The sequence below is a fragment of the Andreprevotia lacus DSM 23236 genome (genome assembly GCF_900176275.1).
GTDB classification, from domain to species: Bacteria; Pseudomonadota; Gammaproteobacteria; order Burkholderiales; family Chitinibacteraceae; genus Andreprevotia; species Andreprevotia lacus.
On record NZ_FWXD01000025.1, the window covers coordinates 1 to 18,185 of the forward strand.

The window sequence follows — 18,185 nt, forward strand, 5'->3', positions numbered from 1 at the left end:
GCAACCGGCCTTGGTGCGTCAGGAGTTGTGGGGCGTGTTGATTGCCTACACCTTGTTGCGACGGCTGATGCGTCTGATGGCGGAGCAGCTGCAGGTGGCCCCGCAGCGAATCGGCTTTCATGTTGCAGCGATGGCGATCATCGATCTACTGCGCTTTGCGCCCTTGGAGTCTGCTGGAAACCTGCCTAAACGACTGGCATTGCTCTTTGAACAGGCACGGTTATTCGTGCTGCCGCCTCGGCGCGAGGGGCGGACTTATCCTCGAGTGGTCAAACGGCGTTCGGCGAAATACCCAAACAAAAATGCCAGTCAGGCTTAACTGACTGGCATTAGGCCATGGCCGGGTTTTTTCATTCGTGAGGCCCTGGCTCAAAGGCGGTATGCCAGTGTGGTCATGACTTTGGACGATGCGGTCATCGTTGCCTTGATCGGCGCCGGCAGCTCGGCAGCCCCCAGCTCGACGGCCAGATCAGCGTGTCCCAGTTCATCGCGGTGCATTTGCTCGACAATGGCGCGGCTCTTGCTGTCCTGTATTGGCAAGGTACGCAAGTGGCTGGCCAGATGCGCGCCGACCTGGCGCTCGGTTTCGGCCAGAAAGCCCAGATTCCAGCGATCCCCGACCAGACCGGCCGTCACACCTATGGCCAGGCTGCCCGCGTACAGCAGCGGATTGAATACGCTCTTGTGGCTGCCCAGCTCGTGCAGGCGCTGTTCGGTCCACGCCAGATGCTCGACTTCCTCATGCGCGGCTTCGCGCAGCGCGTCGCGCGTGGCCGGGTCGCGTGCGGTCAGCGCCTGTCCTTGATAAAGCGCCTGCGCGCAGACCTCGCCACTGTGATTCACCCGCATCAGCCCGGCGGCGTGCTGCTGCTCAGCGGCAGAAAGCCCGGATTCCTCGATATGTGCATCGGGGTGCGGCCGCACGCTGGACGCAGTAGCGGACAGCGTACGCAAGGCAAGATCGAACTCGCCGATCAATTGATCTAGTGTGGGCAGTTTCAGCATGGGCAACACTCCTTTCCATTGCCGATTTTATCATTCGCCACGTGCTATTATTCGGCCCATTTCACCCTGTCTGGAATTTGTCACATGAAACACTGGATTCTTGCCACCACCCTGCTCTGTGCCAGCACCCTCGGCTTTGCCGCCAAGGCCAGCGAACCCAAGGCTGCCGATGCCAAACCGGTGCATCCGCAAGTCGAAATGGTCACCAGCAAGGGCAAGATCGTGATCGAACTGTTCCCGGAAGCCGCACCGGAATCGGTCGCCAACTTCCAGCAGTATGTAAAGGACAAGTTTTACGATGGCACCATCTTTCATCGGGTAATTGCCGGTTTTGTTGCACAAGGTGGCGGCTTCGACGTCAAGATGAAGCAGAAGGACACCCGTCCGCCGATCAAGATCGAAGCCGAAAAGTCGTTCAAGGCCGGCTTCAAGAATGATCGCGGCACGCTGGCCATGGCCCGCACCAATGATCCGAACTCGGCCACCAGCCAGTTCTATATCAACCTGAAGGACAATGATTTCCTGAACTGGCCGAGCCGTGACGGTTTTGGCTACACCACTTTCGGCAAGGTCGTTGCCGGCATGGACGTGGTGGATGAAATGGCCAAGGTAGCAACCCAGCCCGGCGATGTGCCGGTCGAGCCCATCGTGATCACCAGTGTGCGCGAACTGCCGGCCGCCAAGGATGCCGACAAGAAAACCGGCAAGAACAGCAAATAATCAGCCCGGCGGCCGCGCCGCCAGCATGCAACAAGGATAAAGACATGACTCAAGTGAAACTCACCACCAATCACGGCGATATCGTGCTGGAACTCGATGCCGACAAGGCACCGCTGACCGTAGCCAACTTCGTGCAGTACGTGCAGGACGGCCACTATGACGGCACCGTCTTCCACCGCGTGATCGACGGCTTCATGATCCAGGGCGGCGGCTTTGCCCCCGGCCTGAAGCAGAAGGACACCCGTGACACGATCAAGAACGAAGCCACCAATGGCCTGAAGAACGAAGCGTACACCGTCGCCATGGCACGTACGCCTGATCCGCACTCGGCGTCGGCACAGTTCTTCATCAACGTGGCCAATAACGACTTCCTGAACTTCCAGACCCCGACGCCACAGGGCTTTGGCTATGCCGTGTTTGGCAAGGTCGTCGAAGGCAAGGAAGTGGTTGATGCCATCAAGGGTGTGCGCACCGGCAGCAGCGGCTTCCACCAGGATGTGCCGAAGGAAGACGTGCTGATCGTCAAGGCCGAAGTCCTGGCCTGATCGCAGCACGCTCCTGCAGCGCGGCCTTGCACGGCCGCGCTTTTTTACGCCCGAGATCATGACGACCACCCCGCGCCCCATCCTCTTCATTGCCGACCTGCATCTGTCGCCGGCCGACCCGGCCACGCTGGCGGCCCTGCATGCCTTTCTGGCCGGCACGGCGCGCGCAGCCGCAGTGCTGTACATCCTGGGTGATTTGTTCGAGGTATGGATCGGTGACGATCAGCTGGCCGAGCCGGCTTATGCCGACATCGCCGCCAGCCTGCGTGGGCTGGCAGACAGCGGCGTGCCGGTTTATTTGATGCCGGGCAACCGCGATTTTCTGGTCGGCAAGCGCTTGGCACGCGCAGCCGGGCTGACGCTGCTGCCCGATCCCACGGTCATCACGCCGTTTGGCCTGCCGCTGTTGCTGGCCCATGGCGATGCCTACTGCACCGACGATGCGGCCTATCAGCGTTTTCGCCGCATCGTGCGCAACCCGCTCACGCAATGGCTGTGGCGCAGGCTGCCGTTTGCGCTGCGCAACCGCGAAGCCGCCAAGCTGCGCCGCCAATCGCAGGCGCACAATCGGCAGAAAGCAGCCTACATCATGGATGTGAACGCTGCAGCGGTGGAGCACGCCATGCGCACAGCCGCCAGCCAGACCCTGATCCACGGCCACACGCACCGCCCGGCCCAGCACGCACACGCCACCGGCACACGCTGGGTGCTGCCGGACTGGCACGCCGGCCAGGGCGGTTATCTGCAGCTGGATGCCGATGGCATCAGCATGCACCAGCTGGACGGCAGTCCGTTTGTGCTGCCGGCTTGAACCGAATCCTCAGCGCAACTCCACCCGTACCCACACCGTATAACGCCCCTGGCGCTGGCCGCTGCTGCCATCCCAGTGCTGATCGCTGGTACCCACCGGCAACCACTCGCCCAGCCGGCCGCTCACCTCGCTGACCACGCCGCGCACACTGACCGAGCCGTCGGCATTGAGCCGGTTGCTGCGCGGGTAAAGCCGGAGCTGGACGCGATCATCCAGCACATGCGGCTCCACCCAGAAGCCGGTTTCAGCCTGTTGCCATGCGCCGCCGTGCGTGGCGATGACATAGCCGGGCCGGTAGATGAAGTCGAGCGCCGGATAGAAGCGCGTCTGCCCCAGCGCGATCATGGCCCGCCCCCCATCCATGGTGCTGACTGACTGGATGCTGGCGCTGTCTTCATCGTGCTCGTCCGTGCGTCCCTCGATCTCCACGCTGCCACCCACATGACGCGGCGACACGATCACCCGCCCGCCCACATCGACATGATTGCGCTGCACGGCATCGTTGCTGCGCTGCTCGACGGTCACCGTCAGCTGGTGATTGGGGGTATCAAGCTGGCTGGCCAGCCTCGCAATGCGGCCAAACTGCACCGCATCGACCGCGCGCACCACCAGCTGCCCGTTGAACGCCTGGATGGAGGCATCCGGAAACGCCTGCTGCAACGTCGGCGCCAGTTCTCCTGCCAGCTTGTGATGCAGGGGCACTACGTCGACCACATCGGCCTGGCTGCCCGCCGCACACGCCAGCAAGGCAAGCGCGCACAAGCATCTTACTATTGTCGGCATTTTGTCCATCTCCTGACGGCCGGGGTTTGACTTGCTGCCCCGCAACATCTATTCCCGTAGTACACCACCCACCCCGAATGACGAGTCTCTGCACAGGAGTCCACCATGCCCCGCCTGCTCTCCATTTTCGCAACCGGCTGTGCGCTATTGAGTAGTGCGGCGATGGCCGGTGACCTGTTCCTGATCGACGCAAACATGAACGGTCAAAACAGCAAGACCGGCTTCAATACTGCCGAAGAAGCCGCCGACCTTTACACCAGCGGCCAGCTCAGCCAGTTCCTGTCCGGCTACAACGGCACCCAGGCCGTCACGTCCACCCTCAATTTTCGCGGCCTGCCGGTCAATCTGGCTTATCCGACCGCCAACAATACCCAGCTGGTGTTTGCCATCCCCAGCCTGAATATCACACAGTCCTTCCAGGGTGCCACACGCGATGAAAGCCAGGCGCTATTCAAGGATTATCTGAAGAAAAACCCGGACTTGCTGGCGCGCATGCAGAAAGAACTGGTGCGCGTGTCGCCGGTAGACCCGGTGGCCGGCAACCCCAACAGCCTGATGTCCCGTACCGCCAGCATGGACTTTGCCCAAGGCTTTGCGCTGAACTCGCCCACAGCCACGGGCGGCGATGCCAGCAACAAGTTCGGCATCGGCGTGAGTTACAGCCACATGGTGGCAGAAGCGGCCAACGGGCTCGACTCGCAAGACACCGACACCATCAGCCTGCCCTTGAGCTATGCGCACAAGTTCGAGCAACCCAACCACGAGATCATCATCAACATTCCGCTGGCCTATAGCAAGGCCAACGATGCCAAGAGCTACGATGCGGGCCTGGGGGTGATTTACCGCTTTCCGGTGCAGGAACGCTGGGTGCTGACCGTGGGCGGCAATGTGCGCGCGGTCGGCTCGGTAGACCTGCTGTCGGGCGCGGCGCTTGCATCCGGTTCGATCATGAGCAGCTATATGTTCGGCGACCCGGACGGGGACTGGACACTGACCATGGGCAATATGGTCACGCTGTTTCGCTCGCTGTCCGGCCGCATCAACGGCACTTCGTACAATCCGGACCTGCAGAACACCGTATTCAAGAACGGCCTGCTGTACGCACGGCGCATGAGCGGCGATGACAAGACGCTGGAGGTCTACATCATCGACACCTACTTCACCGGCACCAAGCTGTTCAGCAACCACCAGGATGAACTCGGCGTTACCTGGGGTACGCGCCGCCCGGCACACGCCAAGGAAACCGACTATCGCATTGGCGTCAGCATGCTGACCGGTGAAAACCTCAAACCGTCGTTCCAGCTCAACTTCGGCGCGTGGTTCTGAGGGCTGTTCTCCCTCACCCAAAGGGAGCAAAAACAAGCCCCCGGGCATGCCGGGGGCTTGTTTCTGGAATGACGCTGTCTCAGCTCAGCGGCAACAACAAACACACGGCCTGTGCCTCGGCCGATTCACCTTGGCCTACCGCACCCAGTTTTTCATAGGTCTTGGCCTTGACGTTGACCGCCGCCGGCTCGACCCCCAGATCGGCAGCGATATTGGCCACCATGGCCGGAATATGCGGCGCCATCTTGGGTTGCTGGATCAAAATGCTGGCATCGACATTGCCCACCTGCCAGCCAGTGGCGCGCACGCGTGCCACGGCCTCGCGCAGCAGCACGCGGCTGTCGGCACCCCTGAATTCGACTGCGGTATCGGGAAAGTGCCGGCCGATATCACCGAGGCCAGCCGCGCCGAGCACGGCATCGGTAATGGCGTGCAGCAGCGCATCGGCATCCGAGTGGCCCAGCAGCCCCTTGTCGAACGGAATCTCGACGCCGCCGAGAATGAGCTTGCGCCCCTCGACCAGACGATGCACATCCCAGCCCTGACCAATGCGAAACGGCAGACTCATGCTGTTGTATTCCTTGCTTGCAGGATCAATGCCGCCAGCTGCAGATCCTGCGGGTAAGTGACTTTCAGATTCCACGGGCTGCCCATCACCAGTGCCGGCGACTGGCCCAGCTTTTCCAGCGCGCTGGCCTCATCGGTGATGTCCGGGCCCATGCCGGCTTCGAGGGCGCCGGCCAGATCGGCCAGGCGGAACATTTGCGGGGTCTGTGCCTGCCAGAGCTGATCACGCGGGTGGGTGTGATCGATGTGGCGTGCGGCATCGGCCAGCTTGAGCGTATCCGCCACCGGCACGGCAAGGATGCCGCCCACCGGATGCTCGGCCAGTTGCGCGATCATGCCGCTGACCAGCGCCGGATCCACACAGGGACGCGCCGCATCGTGCACCAGCACCCAGCTGTTGCCCGGCTCGGACATCGCCAGCGCCTGCAGCCCGCCCAGCACCGACGCCGCGCGGCTGTCGCCACCACAGCGCAAGACGGTCAGGCGCGCGAACGACTGCCAGTCGTAGCCGTCCCACCAGCCATCGTCGGGCGACAGCACCACCACGATGCGTGCCAGCTCGGGTACGGCATGCAAGGCGTGCAAAGTGTGCCAGATCAGCGGTTTGCCGAGCAGATCAAGGTATTGCTTGGGCAGGGCGCCGCCCATGCGGCTGCCGCTGCCGGCGGCCGGCAGCAGGGCAATCGCGCTCATGCAGCTTCGCCGGCTGGCGCGTTGATCGCGCGCCACAGGCATTGCCCCTTCACCGCCTTGTCCAGCCCGTCCAGATACGCCTCGTGCTCGCTCTGCTCGGCGTCACTCAACGCGGCAACAATCAGCGGCTTGCGCTGGCGGCGCGGTGCGCCATCAGCGCCGCTGGTCTGCTCGCCACCGGCAAAGTCGATCAGCAAGCTGTCCTGCCCGCGCGTCATGGCCAGATAGACTTCGGCCAGCAGTTCGCAGTCGATCAGCGCGCCGTGCAGCGTACGGCCGCTGCGGTCGATTTCAAAGCGGTCGCACAGCGCATCCAGGCTGTTGCGCTTGCCGGGGAACATGTCCTTGGCATCGCGCAGCGTGTCGATGATGCTGCTGACGTAATCGGTGATCTTGCCGCGCCCCAGCCGCTCCAGCTCCATATTCAGGAAGCCGACGTCAAACGGGGCGTTGTGGATGATCAGCTCGCTGCCGCGCACGAAATTCAGAAAGCCATCGACGATGTCGGCAAACTTGGGTTTGTCGGCCAGAAACTCGGTGGTCAGGCCGTGCACATTGAGCGCGCCCTCTTCCGAATCACGCTCCGGGTTGATATAGCAATGCAGGTGGCGATCGGGCGCCGACAGCTTGCGGTCTATCATTTCGACGGCGGCAATTTCCAGAATGCGGTTGCCGTCCTCGTGGCGCAGGCCGGTGGTTTCGGTATCGAGGATGATTTGCCGGGTAGCCATGGCTTGGTGTCCTGCTGTAACGCGTTTATGCAAGCGGCAGATTTTAACACCACCGTCACGCCATGCCGTTGCCGGTCACAACGTTGAACGCAGCCAGCCTCTCAGCGAGCGCCGCGCAGCCCCACCTCGACCCCCTGATTGGCCAGCGCATCGGCACGCTCGTTACCCTCGTGGCCGGCGTGGCCTTTTACCCACTGCCATTCGATCTGGTGTTGCTGGGTGGCGGCGTCCAGCCGTTGCCACAGATCGGCATTCTTCACCGGTTTCTTGTCGGCCGTTTTCCAGCCGTTGCGCTTCCAGCCGTGTATCCAGGTCTGGATGCCGTTCTTCACGTATTGCGAGTCGAGGTAGACCCGCACCGAACACGGGCGCTTGAGCACTTCCAGGCCTGCAATCACCGCCATCAGTTCCATGCGGTTGTTGGTGGTGTCCGGCTCGCCGCCACACAGCTCTTTCTCCTGCGTGCCGTAGCGCAACAGTGCGCCCCAGCCGCCGGGGCCGGGGTTGCCTTTGCAGGCGCCATCGGTGTAAATCTCGACTGTCGTCATCGTTATCCCATCAGCCCGGAGACGCCATGCGCCTGCTGCTGTTACTGCTGTGTTGTGCCGGCCCGGCCGTTGCCGCGCCATTCTGCCTGTGGAAGGTGCCGGGTGATGCCAAGCCGGAACGCCATATCAATCTGACTGTGGTGCAGTATGTCGAGCTGGCCGACAACGAGCTGCACATCGCCTATGGCGGCGGCAATCTGGGCAGCGGCCATGATGTGCGCATCCCGCTCAAAAACCGCGAAGAGGGTCAGAAGCTGCTGCAGGAGATGCGCGATACCGCGCGCCGCTGCGATCAAGCCCCCTGACGCTGCAAGCGCCATCGCGGCGGCAACTTACCACATGTCCAGCCGATTTGCCGGACGGCCCGCAGCCACCTAGCGTACAAGCATGCGTGGGGAGGTACCCGTCATGCTGCCGAAACCGGTCTACGAAGTCCTGCCATTCGTTTATTTCGCCTTGGCCGTACTGGTCCTGCTGACCATGGAGTCATCGGCGCGCTATCTGTCGGCTCTGTCGCTGCTGGCAGCCGGCATCGTGGTGCTATACCAGCGACGACGCAACCGGCACAAGCATGCGGCGCGGCAGCGCCACTTCCACATGTAGCCCAACCGCACCTTATTTGCACTTGTCCTTGCCGGCCTGCACCTTGAACCGGTCCAGCGCCGCTGCGGGGCTGCCGGCAGGTACCTTGACGCGCTTCCACTGCGGCTCGATCACGTTCATGCCGCGCACGCGCTTGATCACGTCCAGGCAATAGACGCCGCCGGCTGCCGGCCACCAGCGATCGCCAGCACTCTCCAGAAAGCCGCTACGGGCCAGTACGCCCTCACGCTGCACAGGCGGGCGGTAGCACAGGTAATCGCCCCGTACGGCCTCCAGCCCCAGCAACGACAGCCAGTCCTTCAGGCGCGGCAGTGCCACGAACTGGCCCTGCCATGGCATTTCGTCGCGGCGCTTGAGCTTGCGCATCCCCCACAGACTCCACGGATTGAAGCCGGTTACCACCAGGCGCCCCTGCGGTGCCAGCACCCGCTCGGCCTCGCGCAGCACGGCATGCGGATCAAGGCAGAAATCGAGTACATGCGGCAGCACCAACAAATCGAGCGATTGTTCGGCCACCGGCAAGGCGCCCGGGTCGCAGCGCAAGCTGCAGCCCTGACTGAGGCCCAGCGTGCTGCGCCAGGGCATGCGGTTGCTGCGCAGCGCATCGATCTGCGGCAATTCGAGCTGGGCCGCCTTGTAGCCGAAAATATCGACCACGGTGCGGTCAAACCAGGCGCTTTCCTCGGTCAGCACATAGCGGCCTAGCGGCGTGGCCAGCCAAGCGGCAAAATGGTCGAAGGGCGATCCCATCATTTCAGGCAATGCCATGTTCAACGTCATTCCCCTGCCGATATTCGAAGACAATTATATCTGGATTATCGAACACCGCCGCCAGGTCGTCGCGGTCGATCCGGGCGATGCTGCTCCGTTGATGGACTGGCTGCAGGCGCAAGGGTTCACCCTGGCCGCCGTGCTGATCACTCATCATCATCACGATCATGTGGATGGCCTGCCGGCCCTGCGCAGTGCGTGGCCCAACCTACCGGTTTATGGCCCGCGCGGGCTCACCAACATCACGCATCCGCTGGATGACGGCGCAACGGCCCCGGTACTGGGCCACGCGTTCGACGTGCTGGCCACCCCCGGCCATACGCTCGACCACCTGAGCTATTACGGCGCCGGGTTGCTGCTGTGCGGCGATACCCTGTTTGCCGGCGGCTGCGGTCGTCTGTTCGAGGGCACGCCGGCGCAGATGCATGCTTCGCTGCTGCGGCTGGCCGCACTGCCGGACGACACGCTGGTGTGCTGCACGCACGAATACACGCTGGCCAACCTGGCCTTTGCCCAGGCGGCCGACCCGGCCAATGCGGCACTGACCGCGCGCATCGCTACCGAAACGGCCAAACGGGCCGCCAATCGCCCCACCCTGCCCTCGACCATTGCGCTCGAAAAAGCCACCAATCCCTATCTGCGCTGCAGCGAGCCGGCACTGATTGCGAGCGCGCGTAAACAAGGTGCGACAAGCGATGCGCCCGAGGTGGTTTTTGCCGCCTTGCGCAACTGGAAAAATCACTTTCGCCAAACCTGAAAAAGCTGGCACGACCTTGCCGTAAGCGCCTGTTTTGGTTGACACATCCCCATATCGGCGGGCACCATCAATGAATTAGAAAATCATGAAGGCACGCGGCCCATGCAGCGCTCCCTGATCGCCGGCCTGATTGCCGGTTTGCTGGCCAGTTTTTATGCCACCAGCGCCCTTGCCGATACCCCTGCAATTTCCCGCCTCGACTTCCAGCTGACCGACCCTGCCAACCGTGGCGATGCGGACGGCACCATCAACGCCCTGTTCGGTGAAATCAATCAAGTACCCGCGTATACCGACCTGTGGTCGCGCGTGCGCGCGGGCTTCACCATTCCGGACGTGGACAATGCGCTGACCGAGAAATGGGAAAACTATTACGCAGCACGGCCGGAATACCTGAACCGCATCATTGCGCGCGGCAGCCGCTATCTGTACTTCGTGGCCAACGAAGTCGAACGCCGTGGCCTGCCGATGGAGCTGGCGCTGCTGCCGATGATCGAATCGGCCTACAACCCCAAGGCCGAATCACCAGCGCGAGCGGCCGGCATGTGGCAATTCATCCCCGACACCGGCAAGCGTTACGGGCTGGAGCGTACCTGGTGGTATGACGGCCGCCGCGACGTGGTTGCCGCCACCGATGCAGCGCTGGACTACCTGACCACGCTGAACGGCATGTTCAACGACTGGCAACTGGCACTGGCCAGCTACAACTGGGGCGAGAACGCCGTGGCACGTGCGGTGAACAAGAATCAGGCTGCCGGCCTGCCGATTGATTTCGCCAACCTGCGCATGCCGGATGAAACACGCAACTACGTGCCCAAGCTCCTGGCAGTGCGCAACATCATCGCCAACCCGCAAGCTTATGGCATCCAGCTGTCCAGCCTGCCCAACAGCCCCTATTTCGCCACCATCCAGACCGGCCGCCACATGGACGTGAAGGTTGCCGCCGAGCTGGCCGAAATCCCGGTGGATGAGCTGCTGCGCCTCAACCCGGGCTTCATCCGCCCGGTGATCGCCTACAAGGACGAGCGCAAGCTGGTGCTGCCGGCCGACAAGGTCGACACCTTCCAGCGTAATCTGGCCGTGTTCGACAAACCGCTGCTGAACTGGCAACCCTATGTGACCAAGCCGGGCGAATCGTTCGACAAGATGGCCAGCACCTTCGGCATTTCGGCCGTCGAGCTCAGAGACATCAACGACATTGCCCAGCGCGAGCGCAGTGCGCGCGGCCAGACCATCCTGGTGCCCATGGTGGCCGGGCTTGATCTGTCCGAGCGGCAGACGCTGGTGGCACTGGCTGCCAACAAGCAGGCCGACCCGCTGGATACCGGTGCGCAGGATGCACCGCGCGCCGTCAATCGCGCCCGCGAACATCAGGTGGCCAAGGGCGACACCGTCTTCAACATCGCCAAGCGCTACGGTGTGAGCGTGGCCACACTGCGCGAGGCCAACGGCCTGCGTGGCAATGCCATCCATGCCGGGCAAGTGTTGAAGGTGGCCGCCGTGGAAGCACCGCGCGGCAAGGCTGCAGCAGCGGCCCAGGCCAAGGCCGAGCACGACTTCGTGGTGGTCAAGCGCGGCGACACGCTGGCTTCCATTGCCAAGCGCTACAAGCTGACCGTGGCCGACCTCAAGCGCATCAACAAGCTGGGCAACAAGGCAGCGGTGGCACCGGGTGTAAAGCTGGCGTTGAACTGAGTAGTTCAGGCTCACAAAAAAAAGCCCATCGCGTGATGGGCTTTTTTTGTAGTGGCAGCGCTGCCGACGCTACATCCCGGCCAACGGCGCGATGTCATGCGCGACAGGCTAGGGGGTATTTGGCCCCCTGGTGAAGCGGTGCTGACACGGCACGCGAAACACAGACAGAACTCGACCATACGGCGCGTAGCGCAGACAGCCCGGTTTTGTTAGCCGCGCTCAATCACTCGCTACGCGCCAGTGCCCGTGTTCTCGTACCATGGTAAATAGCACGCTGCGGCTGGGCTGGATATTCGGGAATGCCTTGCTCATACCCGGATCACGCGCCCACGGTTTGGGGGATTGCCACTCCAGCACGGCCTGCACCTGCATCAAGGTCAGCTTACCGGATTTCTGCCGTGGGCCGGTCAGCAGCACATCCCGCACCACATAGCCCTCTGCCGCGCAAATCGCGCCATGACGCAACGCAGCCTCACCATCAGGCGTCGCGACGAAAATCAGGTGGGTACGCGTATTCCAACCGTCCCCCACCGTCTTGAGCTGCGGTTTCTCGTAGGCCCCGAACAGCACCAGCTGCTCCAGCGCGCGCCGGCGTGTGTCGTAGGCATCCAGCTCCAAGCGGGGCTGATAATCCACACTGCGGTCACACAGCGTGGCCTCGGCAAAGGCAGCGGGCTGCTGGCGGATCGCATCGGCCAGCAGCGGTTGAAAGCGTGCAACCGAGGCAGAATCCGGCAGCAGCCAGCGCGCCAGCAACACCAGTGCAATCAGCAGCACAGTTCCACCGCCGAAGCCGGCCAGCACCGCGGGGCTACGCAGCCAGGCTGGCACGACCCAGCGTCTGGGCGGCGGCTCGTCTTCGTCATCCGGCGGCCCGATCCGGGCAGATACCGCATTAGGGATGGAAACGGGGGGCTGCGGCATGGCTGCACCACACGCGCCGCAGAAACGCGCCTTGTCATCCACTGCGGCTTTACAGCGCGGGCAGGTCATGCTCACGGGATCAACGCAGCTTGTGGCCGCATTCGCCGCAGAAGCCGTCTGCCGCACCAACCGGCGCATGGCAGGACGGGCAGCTTGCTGCTGACGTCGCCACAGGATCGGCGGCAACCTGCTCGGCCTGCGCAACCGGAGCCTGAGGGTGAGAGGCGGCCGCATCCAGCTTTTGCTTCATTTCGCCGCCAGCCTTGTTCAGCCGGGCCTCGATCTCGCTGGCATCCACGTCAGCCGCTGCGTCGAAATAGGTGATGGCAATCCCCTTGATCGCGACCAGCGTTGGCAGCACTAGCGCCAGCGCGCCAAGCAGGCCTCCGGTAAAGCCCATCACGCCGGAGTAAGCCGGCTTGAGGCCACTTGCCCCCGCCAGCAGCATGCCGAGCATGCCCGGGCCGCCCGGTGCAGAGCCAAAGCCAGCGGCGCTGTTGTAATCAGCGCCGGTTTCAGCGGCCTGGCGCAGGATCGACGCTGCCATGCCGGTGGTCAATCCAAACCCTGAGAAGAAAATCATGAACGAGCAGAACACCACGATGCCGAGCACGAAATAGAGCACCAGCTCATAAATCATCACCTGCAGCAGGTTCTGGCGCGCAATCGCCCACAGCTTGGCCACGGCCTGCGCAATGGTATTGCCGGCCCAGAATGCCGGGGCAGTCAGCGGGTAGACGACAAAGGTCAGCGCAAAGAACACCACACCAAAAATCAGCGTAGCCACAGGATGCACGATCAGGAACAGCACCGGTCCCAGCACCGGAATCTTGCAGATGAACAACAACAAGGCCAATACCAGCACCAGGGCCAGTATGCCGACAAAGATCAGCAGAAAGAACAGAATCTGGCGATGCCCGGTAGCCAGGGCTGCCAGTACGGCCTCGCGCACGGTTGGCACGGCACCGGTTTGCACTTCACGCATCAGATAAATGCCCACGGCAAACACACCGTAGAAAAACACCAGCGCCCCCGTCAGCGTGAACAGCATGGCCAGCAAACCGCCGAAGCCGCCGCCTAGCGCCGCGGCCAGATATCCACCCAGCGCAATGATGATCATGGCCGACACGGCTGTCGCGGCCCCCAGCGCACCTGCCTGCCAGCGCTGTACGGCCGATACGGCGTCAAACACACGCACAGCAGTTCTGATTTGTTGCGAAATCGTACTCATCGTTTTTATATTCCCAGTCTTCGTTTGGGGCACTCACGCCCCCAGACGGTTGATTTGCAAAACACCGGCCCGCACCACTGCCGAACAATTGCATGCCCTCTCATAGCCCAAGGAGAGAACCCGGCCAAGCTCCCTGTATTGCACTGACCATCGCAGCGGCCGACGCTACATCAAGGTACTAGCGACGGCGATCCATGCCCTGGGAGGAATCGCGCAGCTTCACACACTCCGGATCGCCTGTGTTGTTGTTGCAATACGTGGCCTTGCACAACTCACGCGCCACAAACGTGGGCTTCTCCGCGCAAGCGGCAAACCCGTTGGTACGAGTGACGGCAGGTGCAGCCGTCGGCGCCGCGGTCGGCGCAGCTTCACGCGCCTGTGTCGTGCGCGGCGTCGGTGCCGGCGTGACGGTCGGCTTGGTCTTGGGCTTGGGGGTCGGCGAAGGTTTGGGTTTGTTGCCCGTATCGACAACAGCCGTCGGCGCTACCGCCGGCAGCACAGTGGGCTCGGCCGTTGTCTGCGGGCTGGGCGCGGCGGTCGGCGCCGGCTGCTCGGTCGGCGCAGCGGTCGGCACTGGCGTTGCCGCCACGGCGGTGCTGGCAACCGATGCCGCCGGGCTCTTGAGACCAGACGATTTGCCCGGCCCAAACAGATATACCCCGCCCGCGATGACCGTGAACAATGCAACCAGCGTGCCAATGATCAAACCCAGCCTGAACGGCGATTGACCACCACGCTCGGACGGTACGGCCTTGTCGGCTGGTGGCGCAGCAGGTGGCTGCGGTGCCGGGGCACTGCGTACCGGCGCTGGGGCAGCTGCGGCAGCCTCGGCACGAGGCTCCGGCGGTTTGGGACTTGTCACAGCAACGGGTACTTCGGCCTTGGCTGCCGGCTTCGCTTCGGCTGCCGGGGCGGCAAGCAGGTCGGCCAGGGGGTCGGGTTTGTTGTCCATCCCGGCCGGGTGGGCCGCTACGGAGGCTGGTTGCGGTGCTTGCCCGGGCGCAGCAGCCAGCAGGTCAGCCACCGGGTCGGCCTTGCTCACGGCTGCGGCAGCCTCATCGGCAACATGGGCCACTTCGGCCGCGTGACCGACAGCCGGCGGTACAACGGCAGGGGCCGGGGCCGGGGCGAGCAAGTCGGCCAACGTGTCTGCCACCGCCGCTTGCGGGGCGGCAGCTTCGGCCACATGCGATGCAATCGCTTGCTGAGGTTGAGGCTCGGCAGCGGCTTCCGCCACGACGGGCGCGGCCTGCAACAAATCAGCCAGTGGATCGACATGACTCGCTGCTACTTCGGCCACGGCCTCCGGCTGAACAGCGTCGGCTACCGGGGCAACGGCTGGCTCGGCTGGGGCAGCCTGCAGCAAATCGGCCAGCGGATCGACCCGGGCTTCCGCCGTAGCGACGACGTCCGGCTGCGCTGCTGGTGCAATCGACGGGGCTACAGACTCAACCGTGGCAGAGGCAGGGGCCGCCCGCAGCAGATCAGCCAGCGGATCGATATGGGTATTGGCAGCGGTCGCAGCCGTTGCCGGCTGGGCCACTGCCGGAGGCGCAACCGGTTCATGCGCCACAGGAGCGGCCTGCAGCAAATCAGCCAACGGATCGGCGGCTGGCGCCGCTGCGACCGGCGCTGCGGGGGCCTCTGCGTGGGCAGGTGTTGTGGCTTGGGCGTAGGAAACCGCTGGGGGGACGTCAGCAGCTGCCGGCTCGGCAGGCTGCCATGTCGCCGGGGCAGCGGGCGCGGCACCCAGCAGGTCGGCCAGCGGATCTGCCGCTGCAGCAGCGACTACAGGGCTGGCAACAACGGCAGGCGCTGCATGCACTTCGGCATGCGGTGCGGCCACTGCGGGGGCACCACCCAGTATGGCGTCGATGGCATCCGGCTGGCGGTTGCCGGCCACCTCAGGCGCAGCAGGCTGCTGCGCGTTGTCGTTCAACGCCTCCAGCGCCACCACGGGCTTGCCGCAACCGTTGCAGAACTTGCGTCCCAGTGCATTGGGTACACCACAATGCGGGCAAGGTTGTTGCAGCGTAATCCCGCAATTGAGGCAGAACTTGGCCGAACTCTTGTTTTCGTGGTTGCACTGAGGACATTGCATCGGGTGATCTCTGGGCGAAAGACAAAAGAAAGCACCCGATTTCACCCCATTACACCGAAAAACTCAACCTCGCCAGTGGGGATATGATGCAAATACCATAGCGGGCTACCTCATTCGTCATCCTCGCTGTCATCGGCATCCAGCATTTGACCCTCTGCCAGCCACTTGGCGTGGTGCTCGCGGATCAGCTGCACCGCGTCCTCTATCGTGTCGACCACCACCGGGATTTCCATGTCCACCGGGCTGGCCAGGCCGGCACCGCTGTCGACCATATAGTGATCGGCCCAGTCGACCAGCTCATGCCACATCTCGCCCACCAGGATCAGTGGCGTGCCATACAGCTTGCGCACCTGCAGCAACTGCCAGACCATGGACAGCTCCAGCAGCGTGCCGATGCCGCCCGGCGTGACGATGAAGGCATTCGAGCGCTGCACGAAGTGATGCAGGCGCGAGAAGAAGGTTTTGTGCTCGAAGGTACGGCCAACGTAGTCGTTGACGTTCTGCTCGAAGTCCAGATCGATGCGGATGCCGACCGAGGCATCCAGATTATCCGGCGCGCCTTGCCGGGCACCTTCGTTGGCGGCCTGCATCAGGCCGGGCCCGCCGCCAGTGACGATGCGGCAGCCCATGGCCGCCAGTTGCGAGGCCAGCTGCTTCACCGCCTCATACGACGGCGTGTTGTCCTGGATGCGTGCCGAGCCAAAGATCGTCACGTGGTAATAGGGGGTGTGGGCCGGGCGCAGCCGGGTCAGCTCATCGACCGAATCCCACAGTTTCAGCACCACGTCGGACACGATGCGCAGTGCAAAATCGTCCTCGACGGTGCCGACGGCCTTGTTCAAACGGCGCTCTCCCATGATTGTTCTCCCTTGTGTTTGAAATTCCAGCATAGCGGGCGCTTGCCGCCGCAGCCCTAGGGATTTGTGCGTATCCTGACTGGCTGTTTTCTGGCATGCTGCGCGCCGCCCCAAGCGTGGTCACTACCGCTATCCCCTAGCGGAAACTCCCGATGTTGTGCCCTGCAGCATCACGCACAATGAATCAAGGCCACGATAGAAGCCGCGCAGCCCAACCGGGGTTTGCGCGCAGAACCGCCCATCGCAAGCGAGGTATGCTCCATGCCGAAGAACGCGCTGTACGCCCAATCCGGCGGCGTCACCCCTGTCATCAATGCCTCCGCCTTCGGCGTCATTCACGCCGCACGCCAGCACCGTGATCGTATCGGCACCGTCTATGCGGCCGAAAACGGGGTGCTGGGCATACTGAACGAGCGCCTGATCGACACCGCACAACTGTCCGATGCCCAACTGGCACTGCTCAAGAACGCACCGGGTGGCGCATTCGGCTCTTGCCGGCACAAGCTCAAGCACGGTGCCGAGCTCAAGCGCCTGTTCGAGGTGTTTGCCGCACATGATATCGGCTATCTGTTTTACAACGGTGGCGGCGATTCGGCCGACACCTGCCTGAAGGTGGCCGAATACGCACAGTACCAGGGGCTGGAGCTGACTGCAGTACACGTGCCCAAGACCATAGACAACGACTTGCCGCTGACCGACAACTCGCCCGGCTTCGGCTCGGTAGCCAAGTATGTCGCCACCTCGATCCGCGAGGCCGGGCTGGATGTGGCATCGATGGCCTCATCGTCCACCAAGGTGTTCATTCTGGAAGTAATGGGCCGCCATACCGGCTGGATTGCCGCAGCCGCAGGCCTGGCGAGCGACCGCGATGGCGCCCCGCCACACCTGATCCTGACACCGGAAGTACCGTTTGAAGCCGGGCGCTTTCTCAAGGCGGTACAGGAGACCGTTGCCCGCGTTGGCTATTGCGCCATCGTCGCGTCCGAGGGGCTGCGCGATACGCATGGCGTATTCCTGTCGGATGCCGGCAGCACCGATGCCTTCGGCCATGCACAGCTGGGCGGCGTTGCCCCGCTGCTGGCCAATCTCATCAAGACCGAGCTGCACCACAAATGCCACTGGGCCGTGGCCGACTACCTGCAACGCGCAGCGCGCCACATCGCCAGCGCCACCGATCTGGCGCAAGCCATCGCCGTGGGCGAGGCAGCGGTGCATTACGCGCTGGCGGGCATCAAAAGCGTGATGCCCGCCATCGTTCGCGAGGACAGCGAGCCCTATCGCTGGCGGCTGGAACCGGTGCCGCTGCTGGACGTGGCCAACCGCGAAAAGCCGCTGCCGCTGGAATATCTCACCAGCGACGGCATGCATTTGTCTGCGGCCGGCCGCGACTATTTCTTGCCGCTGCTCCAGGGTGAGGCCCCGCCGCCCTATCTGGACGGGCTGCCCGCTTACCCAAGCTGGCAATTCGAGCTGGTTTCGCCCCGCCTGACGGGCTTTAATGCGGTATAAGCCGTGAACGG

The 18,185-nt window shown here is 63.3% G+C and carries 20 protein-coding genes and 1 pseudogene; 10 read left to right on the plus strand and 11 right to left on the minus strand.

Annotated features, from left to right (window positions below):
• Positions 1-319: pseudogene (locus B9A19_RS16915) on the plus strand (IS4 family transposase); the annotation flags it as partial.
• A 50-nt stretch (positions 320-369) separates the two neighbouring features.
• Here the strand turns inward: B9A19_RS16915 and coq7 are convergent.
• Complete coding sequence (coq7, locus tag B9A19_RS16920; protein WP_084092345.1) at positions 370-1,005, minus strand: 2-polyprenyl-3-methyl-6-methoxy-1,4-benzoquinone monooxygenase; 636 nt, start codon at positions 1,003-1,005, stop codon at positions 370-372.
• 198 nt (positions 1,006-1,203) lie between these two features.
• Here coq7 and B9A19_RS16925 point away from each other — a divergent pair, with 198 nt between their 5' ends.
• Genes B9A19_RS16925 through B9A19_RS16935 form a run of 3 tightly spaced genes read left to right on the plus strand, consistent with a single transcriptional unit; the run spans position 1,204 to position 3,081 of the window.
• Positions 1,204-1,725: a peptidylprolyl isomerase gene (locus B9A19_RS16925; RefSeq protein WP_245804372.1), complete on the plus strand. Its 522-nt coding sequence runs from the start codon at positions 1,204-1,206 to the stop codon at positions 1,723-1,725.
• Positions 1,726-1,769: 44 nt separating this feature from the next.
• On the plus strand, positions 1,770-2,270 hold the full coding sequence (locus B9A19_RS16930; protein WP_084092347.1) for a peptidylprolyl isomerase: 501 nt from the start codon (positions 1,770-1,772) through the stop codon (positions 2,268-2,270).
• Between the two features lie 58 nt (positions 2,271-2,328).
• A complete protein-coding gene (locus B9A19_RS16935; protein ID WP_084092348.1) occupies positions 2,329-3,081 on the plus strand; it encodes a UDP-2,3-diacylglucosamine diphosphatase in 753 nt (250 codons plus the stop codon).
• Positions 3,082-3,090: 9 nt separating this feature from the next.
• Here the strand turns inward: B9A19_RS16935 and B9A19_RS16940 are convergent, their stop codons facing one another.
• Positions 3,091-3,864 (minus strand): hypothetical protein, encoded by a 774-nt coding sequence (locus B9A19_RS16940; protein WP_139798926.1) that lies wholly within the window; start codon positions 3,862-3,864, stop codon positions 3,091-3,093.
• 105 nt (positions 3,865-3,969) lie between these two features.
• Between B9A19_RS16940 and B9A19_RS16945 the strand changes: the two genes are divergently transcribed.
• Positions 3,970-5,190, plus strand: a complete 1,221-nt coding sequence (locus B9A19_RS16945) for a hypothetical protein (protein WP_139798927.1) — start codon at positions 3,970-3,972, stop codon at positions 5,188-5,190.
• 79 nt (positions 5,191-5,269) lie between these two features.
• On the opposite strand, the gene ispF is transcribed toward B9A19_RS16945, so the two are convergent.
• From ispF to rnhA, 4 genes are all read right to left on the minus strand, one after another.
• Positions 5,270-5,758 (minus strand): 2-C-methyl-D-erythritol 2,4-cyclodiphosphate synthase, encoded by a 489-nt coding sequence (gene ispF, locus B9A19_RS16950; RefSeq protein ID WP_084092351.1) that lies wholly within the window; start codon positions 5,756-5,758, stop codon positions 5,270-5,272.
• Complete coding sequence (gene ispD / locus B9A19_RS16955; RefSeq protein WP_084092352.1) at positions 5,755-6,450, minus strand: 2-C-methyl-D-erythritol 4-phosphate cytidylyltransferase; 696 nt, start codon at positions 6,448-6,450, stop codon at positions 5,755-5,757. Before ispD ends, ispF begins: the two co-directional genes overlap by 4 nt.
• The gene (dnaQ, locus tag B9A19_RS16960) at positions 6,447-7,181 is read right to left on the minus strand and encodes a DNA polymerase III subunit epsilon (protein ID WP_084092353.1); all 735 of its coding nucleotides are present in this window, start codon (positions 7,179-7,181) and stop codon (positions 6,447-6,449) included. The genes ispD and dnaQ overlap by 4 nt, the downstream gene beginning before the upstream one ends.
• A 101-nt stretch (positions 7,182-7,282) precedes the next feature.
• The gene (gene rnhA, locus B9A19_RS16965; RefSeq protein ID WP_217807103.1) at positions 7,283-7,729 is read right to left on the minus strand and encodes a ribonuclease HI; all 447 of its coding nucleotides are present in this window, start codon (positions 7,727-7,729) and stop codon (positions 7,283-7,285) included.
• Between the two features lie 26 nt (positions 7,730-7,755).
• On the opposite strand from rnhA, the gene B9A19_RS16970 reads away from it, so the two are divergent.
• Positions 7,756-8,034: a hypothetical protein gene (locus B9A19_RS16970; RefSeq protein WP_084092354.1), complete on the plus strand. Its 279-nt coding sequence runs from the start codon at positions 7,756-7,758 to the stop codon at positions 8,032-8,034.
• Between the two features lie 103 nt (positions 8,035-8,137).
• Positions 8,138-8,332, plus strand: coding sequence for a hypothetical protein (locus B9A19_RS16975; protein ID WP_084092355.1), 195 nt, complete (start codon positions 8,138-8,140; stop codon positions 8,330-8,332).
• A 12-nt stretch (positions 8,333-8,344) separates the two neighbouring features.
• On the opposite strand, the gene B9A19_RS16980 is transcribed toward B9A19_RS16975, so the two are convergent.
• Positions 8,345-9,085 carry a class I SAM-dependent methyltransferase gene (locus B9A19_RS16980; RefSeq protein WP_245804371.1) on the minus strand — a complete coding sequence of 247 codons (741 nt, stop codon included), beginning with the start codon at positions 9,083-9,085 and terminating at the stop codon, positions 8,345-8,347.
• A 13-nt stretch (positions 9,086-9,098) separates the two neighbouring features.
• Here B9A19_RS16980 and gloB point away from each other — a divergent pair, with 13 nt between their 5' ends.
• Together gloB and B9A19_RS16990 are read left to right on the plus strand one after the other, a co-directional pair.
• On the plus strand, positions 9,099-9,860 hold the full coding sequence (gloB, locus tag B9A19_RS16985) for a hydroxyacylglutathione hydrolase (RefSeq protein ID WP_084092356.1): 762 nt from the start codon (positions 9,099-9,101) through the stop codon (positions 9,858-9,860).
• Between the two features lie 102 nt (positions 9,861-9,962).
• A complete protein-coding gene (locus B9A19_RS16990) occupies positions 9,963-11,552 on the plus strand; it encodes a lytic transglycosylase (protein ID WP_084092357.1) in 1,590 nt (529 codons plus the stop codon).
• A gap of 219 nt (positions 11,553-11,771) precedes the next feature.
• Here B9A19_RS16990 and B9A19_RS16995 read toward each other — a convergent pair whose 3' ends face one another.
• From B9A19_RS16995 to B9A19_RS17010, 4 genes are all read right to left on the minus strand, one after another.
• Positions 11,772-12,476 carry a hypothetical protein gene (locus B9A19_RS16995; protein WP_139798929.1) on the minus strand — a complete coding sequence of 235 codons (705 nt, stop codon included), beginning with the start codon at positions 12,474-12,476 and terminating at the stop codon, positions 11,772-11,774.
• A gap of 79 nt (positions 12,477-12,555) precedes the next feature.
• Positions 12,556-13,707, minus strand: coding sequence for a zinc ribbon domain-containing protein (locus tag B9A19_RS17000; RefSeq protein ID WP_139798930.1), 1,152 nt, complete (start codon positions 13,705-13,707; stop codon positions 12,556-12,558).
• 178 nt (positions 13,708-13,885) lie between these two features.
• Entirely contained in the window at positions 13,886-15,808 is a 1,923-nt protein-coding gene (locus tag B9A19_RS17005; protein WP_084092360.1) for a zinc ribbon domain-containing protein, read from the minus strand.
• 110 nt (positions 15,809-15,918) lie between these two features.
• On the minus strand, positions 15,919-16,665 hold the full coding sequence (locus B9A19_RS17010) for an LOG family protein (protein ID WP_084092361.1): 747 nt from the start codon (positions 16,663-16,665) through the stop codon (positions 15,919-15,921).
• A 261-nt stretch (positions 16,666-16,926) separates the two neighbouring features.
• Between B9A19_RS17010 and B9A19_RS17015 the strand changes: the two genes are divergently transcribed.
• On the plus strand, positions 16,927-18,174 hold the full coding sequence (locus tag B9A19_RS17015; RefSeq protein WP_084092362.1) for a 6-phosphofructokinase: 1,248 nt from the start codon (positions 16,927-16,929) through the stop codon (positions 18,172-18,174).
• The last annotated feature ends 11 nt before the right edge of the window (positions 18,175-18,185 follow it).

Coding starts and splice junctions, on each gene's coding strand:
- coq7 (WP_084092345.1), bottom strand. CDS start 1,005: ATGCTGAAACTGCCCACACTAGATCAATTGATCGGCGAGTTCGATCTT.
- B9A19_RS16925 (WP_245804372.1), top strand. CDS start 1,204: ATGGTCACCAGCAAGGGCAAGATCGTGATCGAACTGTTCCCGGAAGCC.
- B9A19_RS16930 (WP_084092347.1), top strand. CDS start 1,770: ATGACTCAAGTGAAACTCACCACCAATCACGGCGATATCGTGCTGGAA.
- B9A19_RS16935 (WP_084092348.1), top strand. CDS start 2,329: ATGACGACCACCCCGCGCCCCATCCTCTTCATTGCCGACCTGCATCTG.
- B9A19_RS16940 (WP_139798926.1), bottom strand. CDS start 3,864: ATGCCGACAATAGTAAGATGCTTGTGCGCGCTTGCCTTGCTGGCGTGT.
- B9A19_RS16945 (WP_139798927.1), top strand. CDS start 3,970: ATGCCCCGCCTGCTCTCCATTTTCGCAACCGGCTGTGCGCTATTGAGT.
- ispF (WP_084092351.1), bottom strand. CDS start 5,758: ATGAGTCTGCCGTTTCGCATTGGTCAGGGCTGGGATGTGCATCGTCTG.
- ispD (WP_084092352.1), bottom strand. CDS start 6,450: ATGAGCGCGATTGCCCTGCTGCCGGCCGCCGGCAGCGGCAGCCGCATG.
- dnaQ (WP_084092353.1), bottom strand. CDS start 7,181: ATGGCTACCCGGCAAATCATCCTCGATACCGAAACCACCGGCCTGCGC.
- rnhA (WP_217807103.1), bottom strand. CDS start 7,729: ATGACGACAGTCGAGATTTACACCGATGGCGCCTGCAAAGGCAACCCC.
- B9A19_RS16970 (WP_084092354.1), top strand. CDS start 7,756: ATGCGCCTGCTGCTGTTACTGCTGTGTTGTGCCGGCCCGGCCGTTGCC.
- B9A19_RS16975 (WP_084092355.1), top strand. CDS start 8,138: ATGCTGCCGAAACCGGTCTACGAAGTCCTGCCATTCGTTTATTTCGCC.
- B9A19_RS16980 (WP_245804371.1), bottom strand. CDS start 9,085: ATGATGGGATCGCCCTTCGACCATTTTGCCGCTTGGCTGGCCACGCCG.
- gloB (WP_084092356.1), top strand. CDS start 9,099: ATGTTCAACGTCATTCCCCTGCCGATATTCGAAGACAATTATATCTGG.
- B9A19_RS16990 (WP_084092357.1), top strand. CDS start 9,963: ATGCAGCGCTCCCTGATCGCCGGCCTGATTGCCGGTTTGCTGGCCAGT.
- B9A19_RS16995 (WP_139798929.1), bottom strand. CDS start 12,476: ATGCCGCAGCCCCCCGTTTCCATCCCTAATGCGGTATCTGCCCGGATC.
- B9A19_RS17000 (WP_139798930.1), bottom strand. CDS start 13,707: ATGAGTACGATTTCGCAACAAATCAGAACTGCTGTGCGTGTGTTTGAC.
- B9A19_RS17005 (WP_084092360.1), bottom strand. CDS start 15,808: ATGCAATGTCCTCAGTGCAACCACGAAAACAAGAGTTCGGCCAAGTTC.
- B9A19_RS17010 (WP_084092361.1), bottom strand. CDS start 16,665: ATGGGAGAGCGCCGTTTGAACAAGGCCGTCGGCACCGTCGAGGACGAT.
- B9A19_RS17015 (WP_084092362.1), top strand. CDS start 16,927: ATGCCGAAGAACGCGCTGTACGCCCAATCCGGCGGCGTCACCCCTGTC.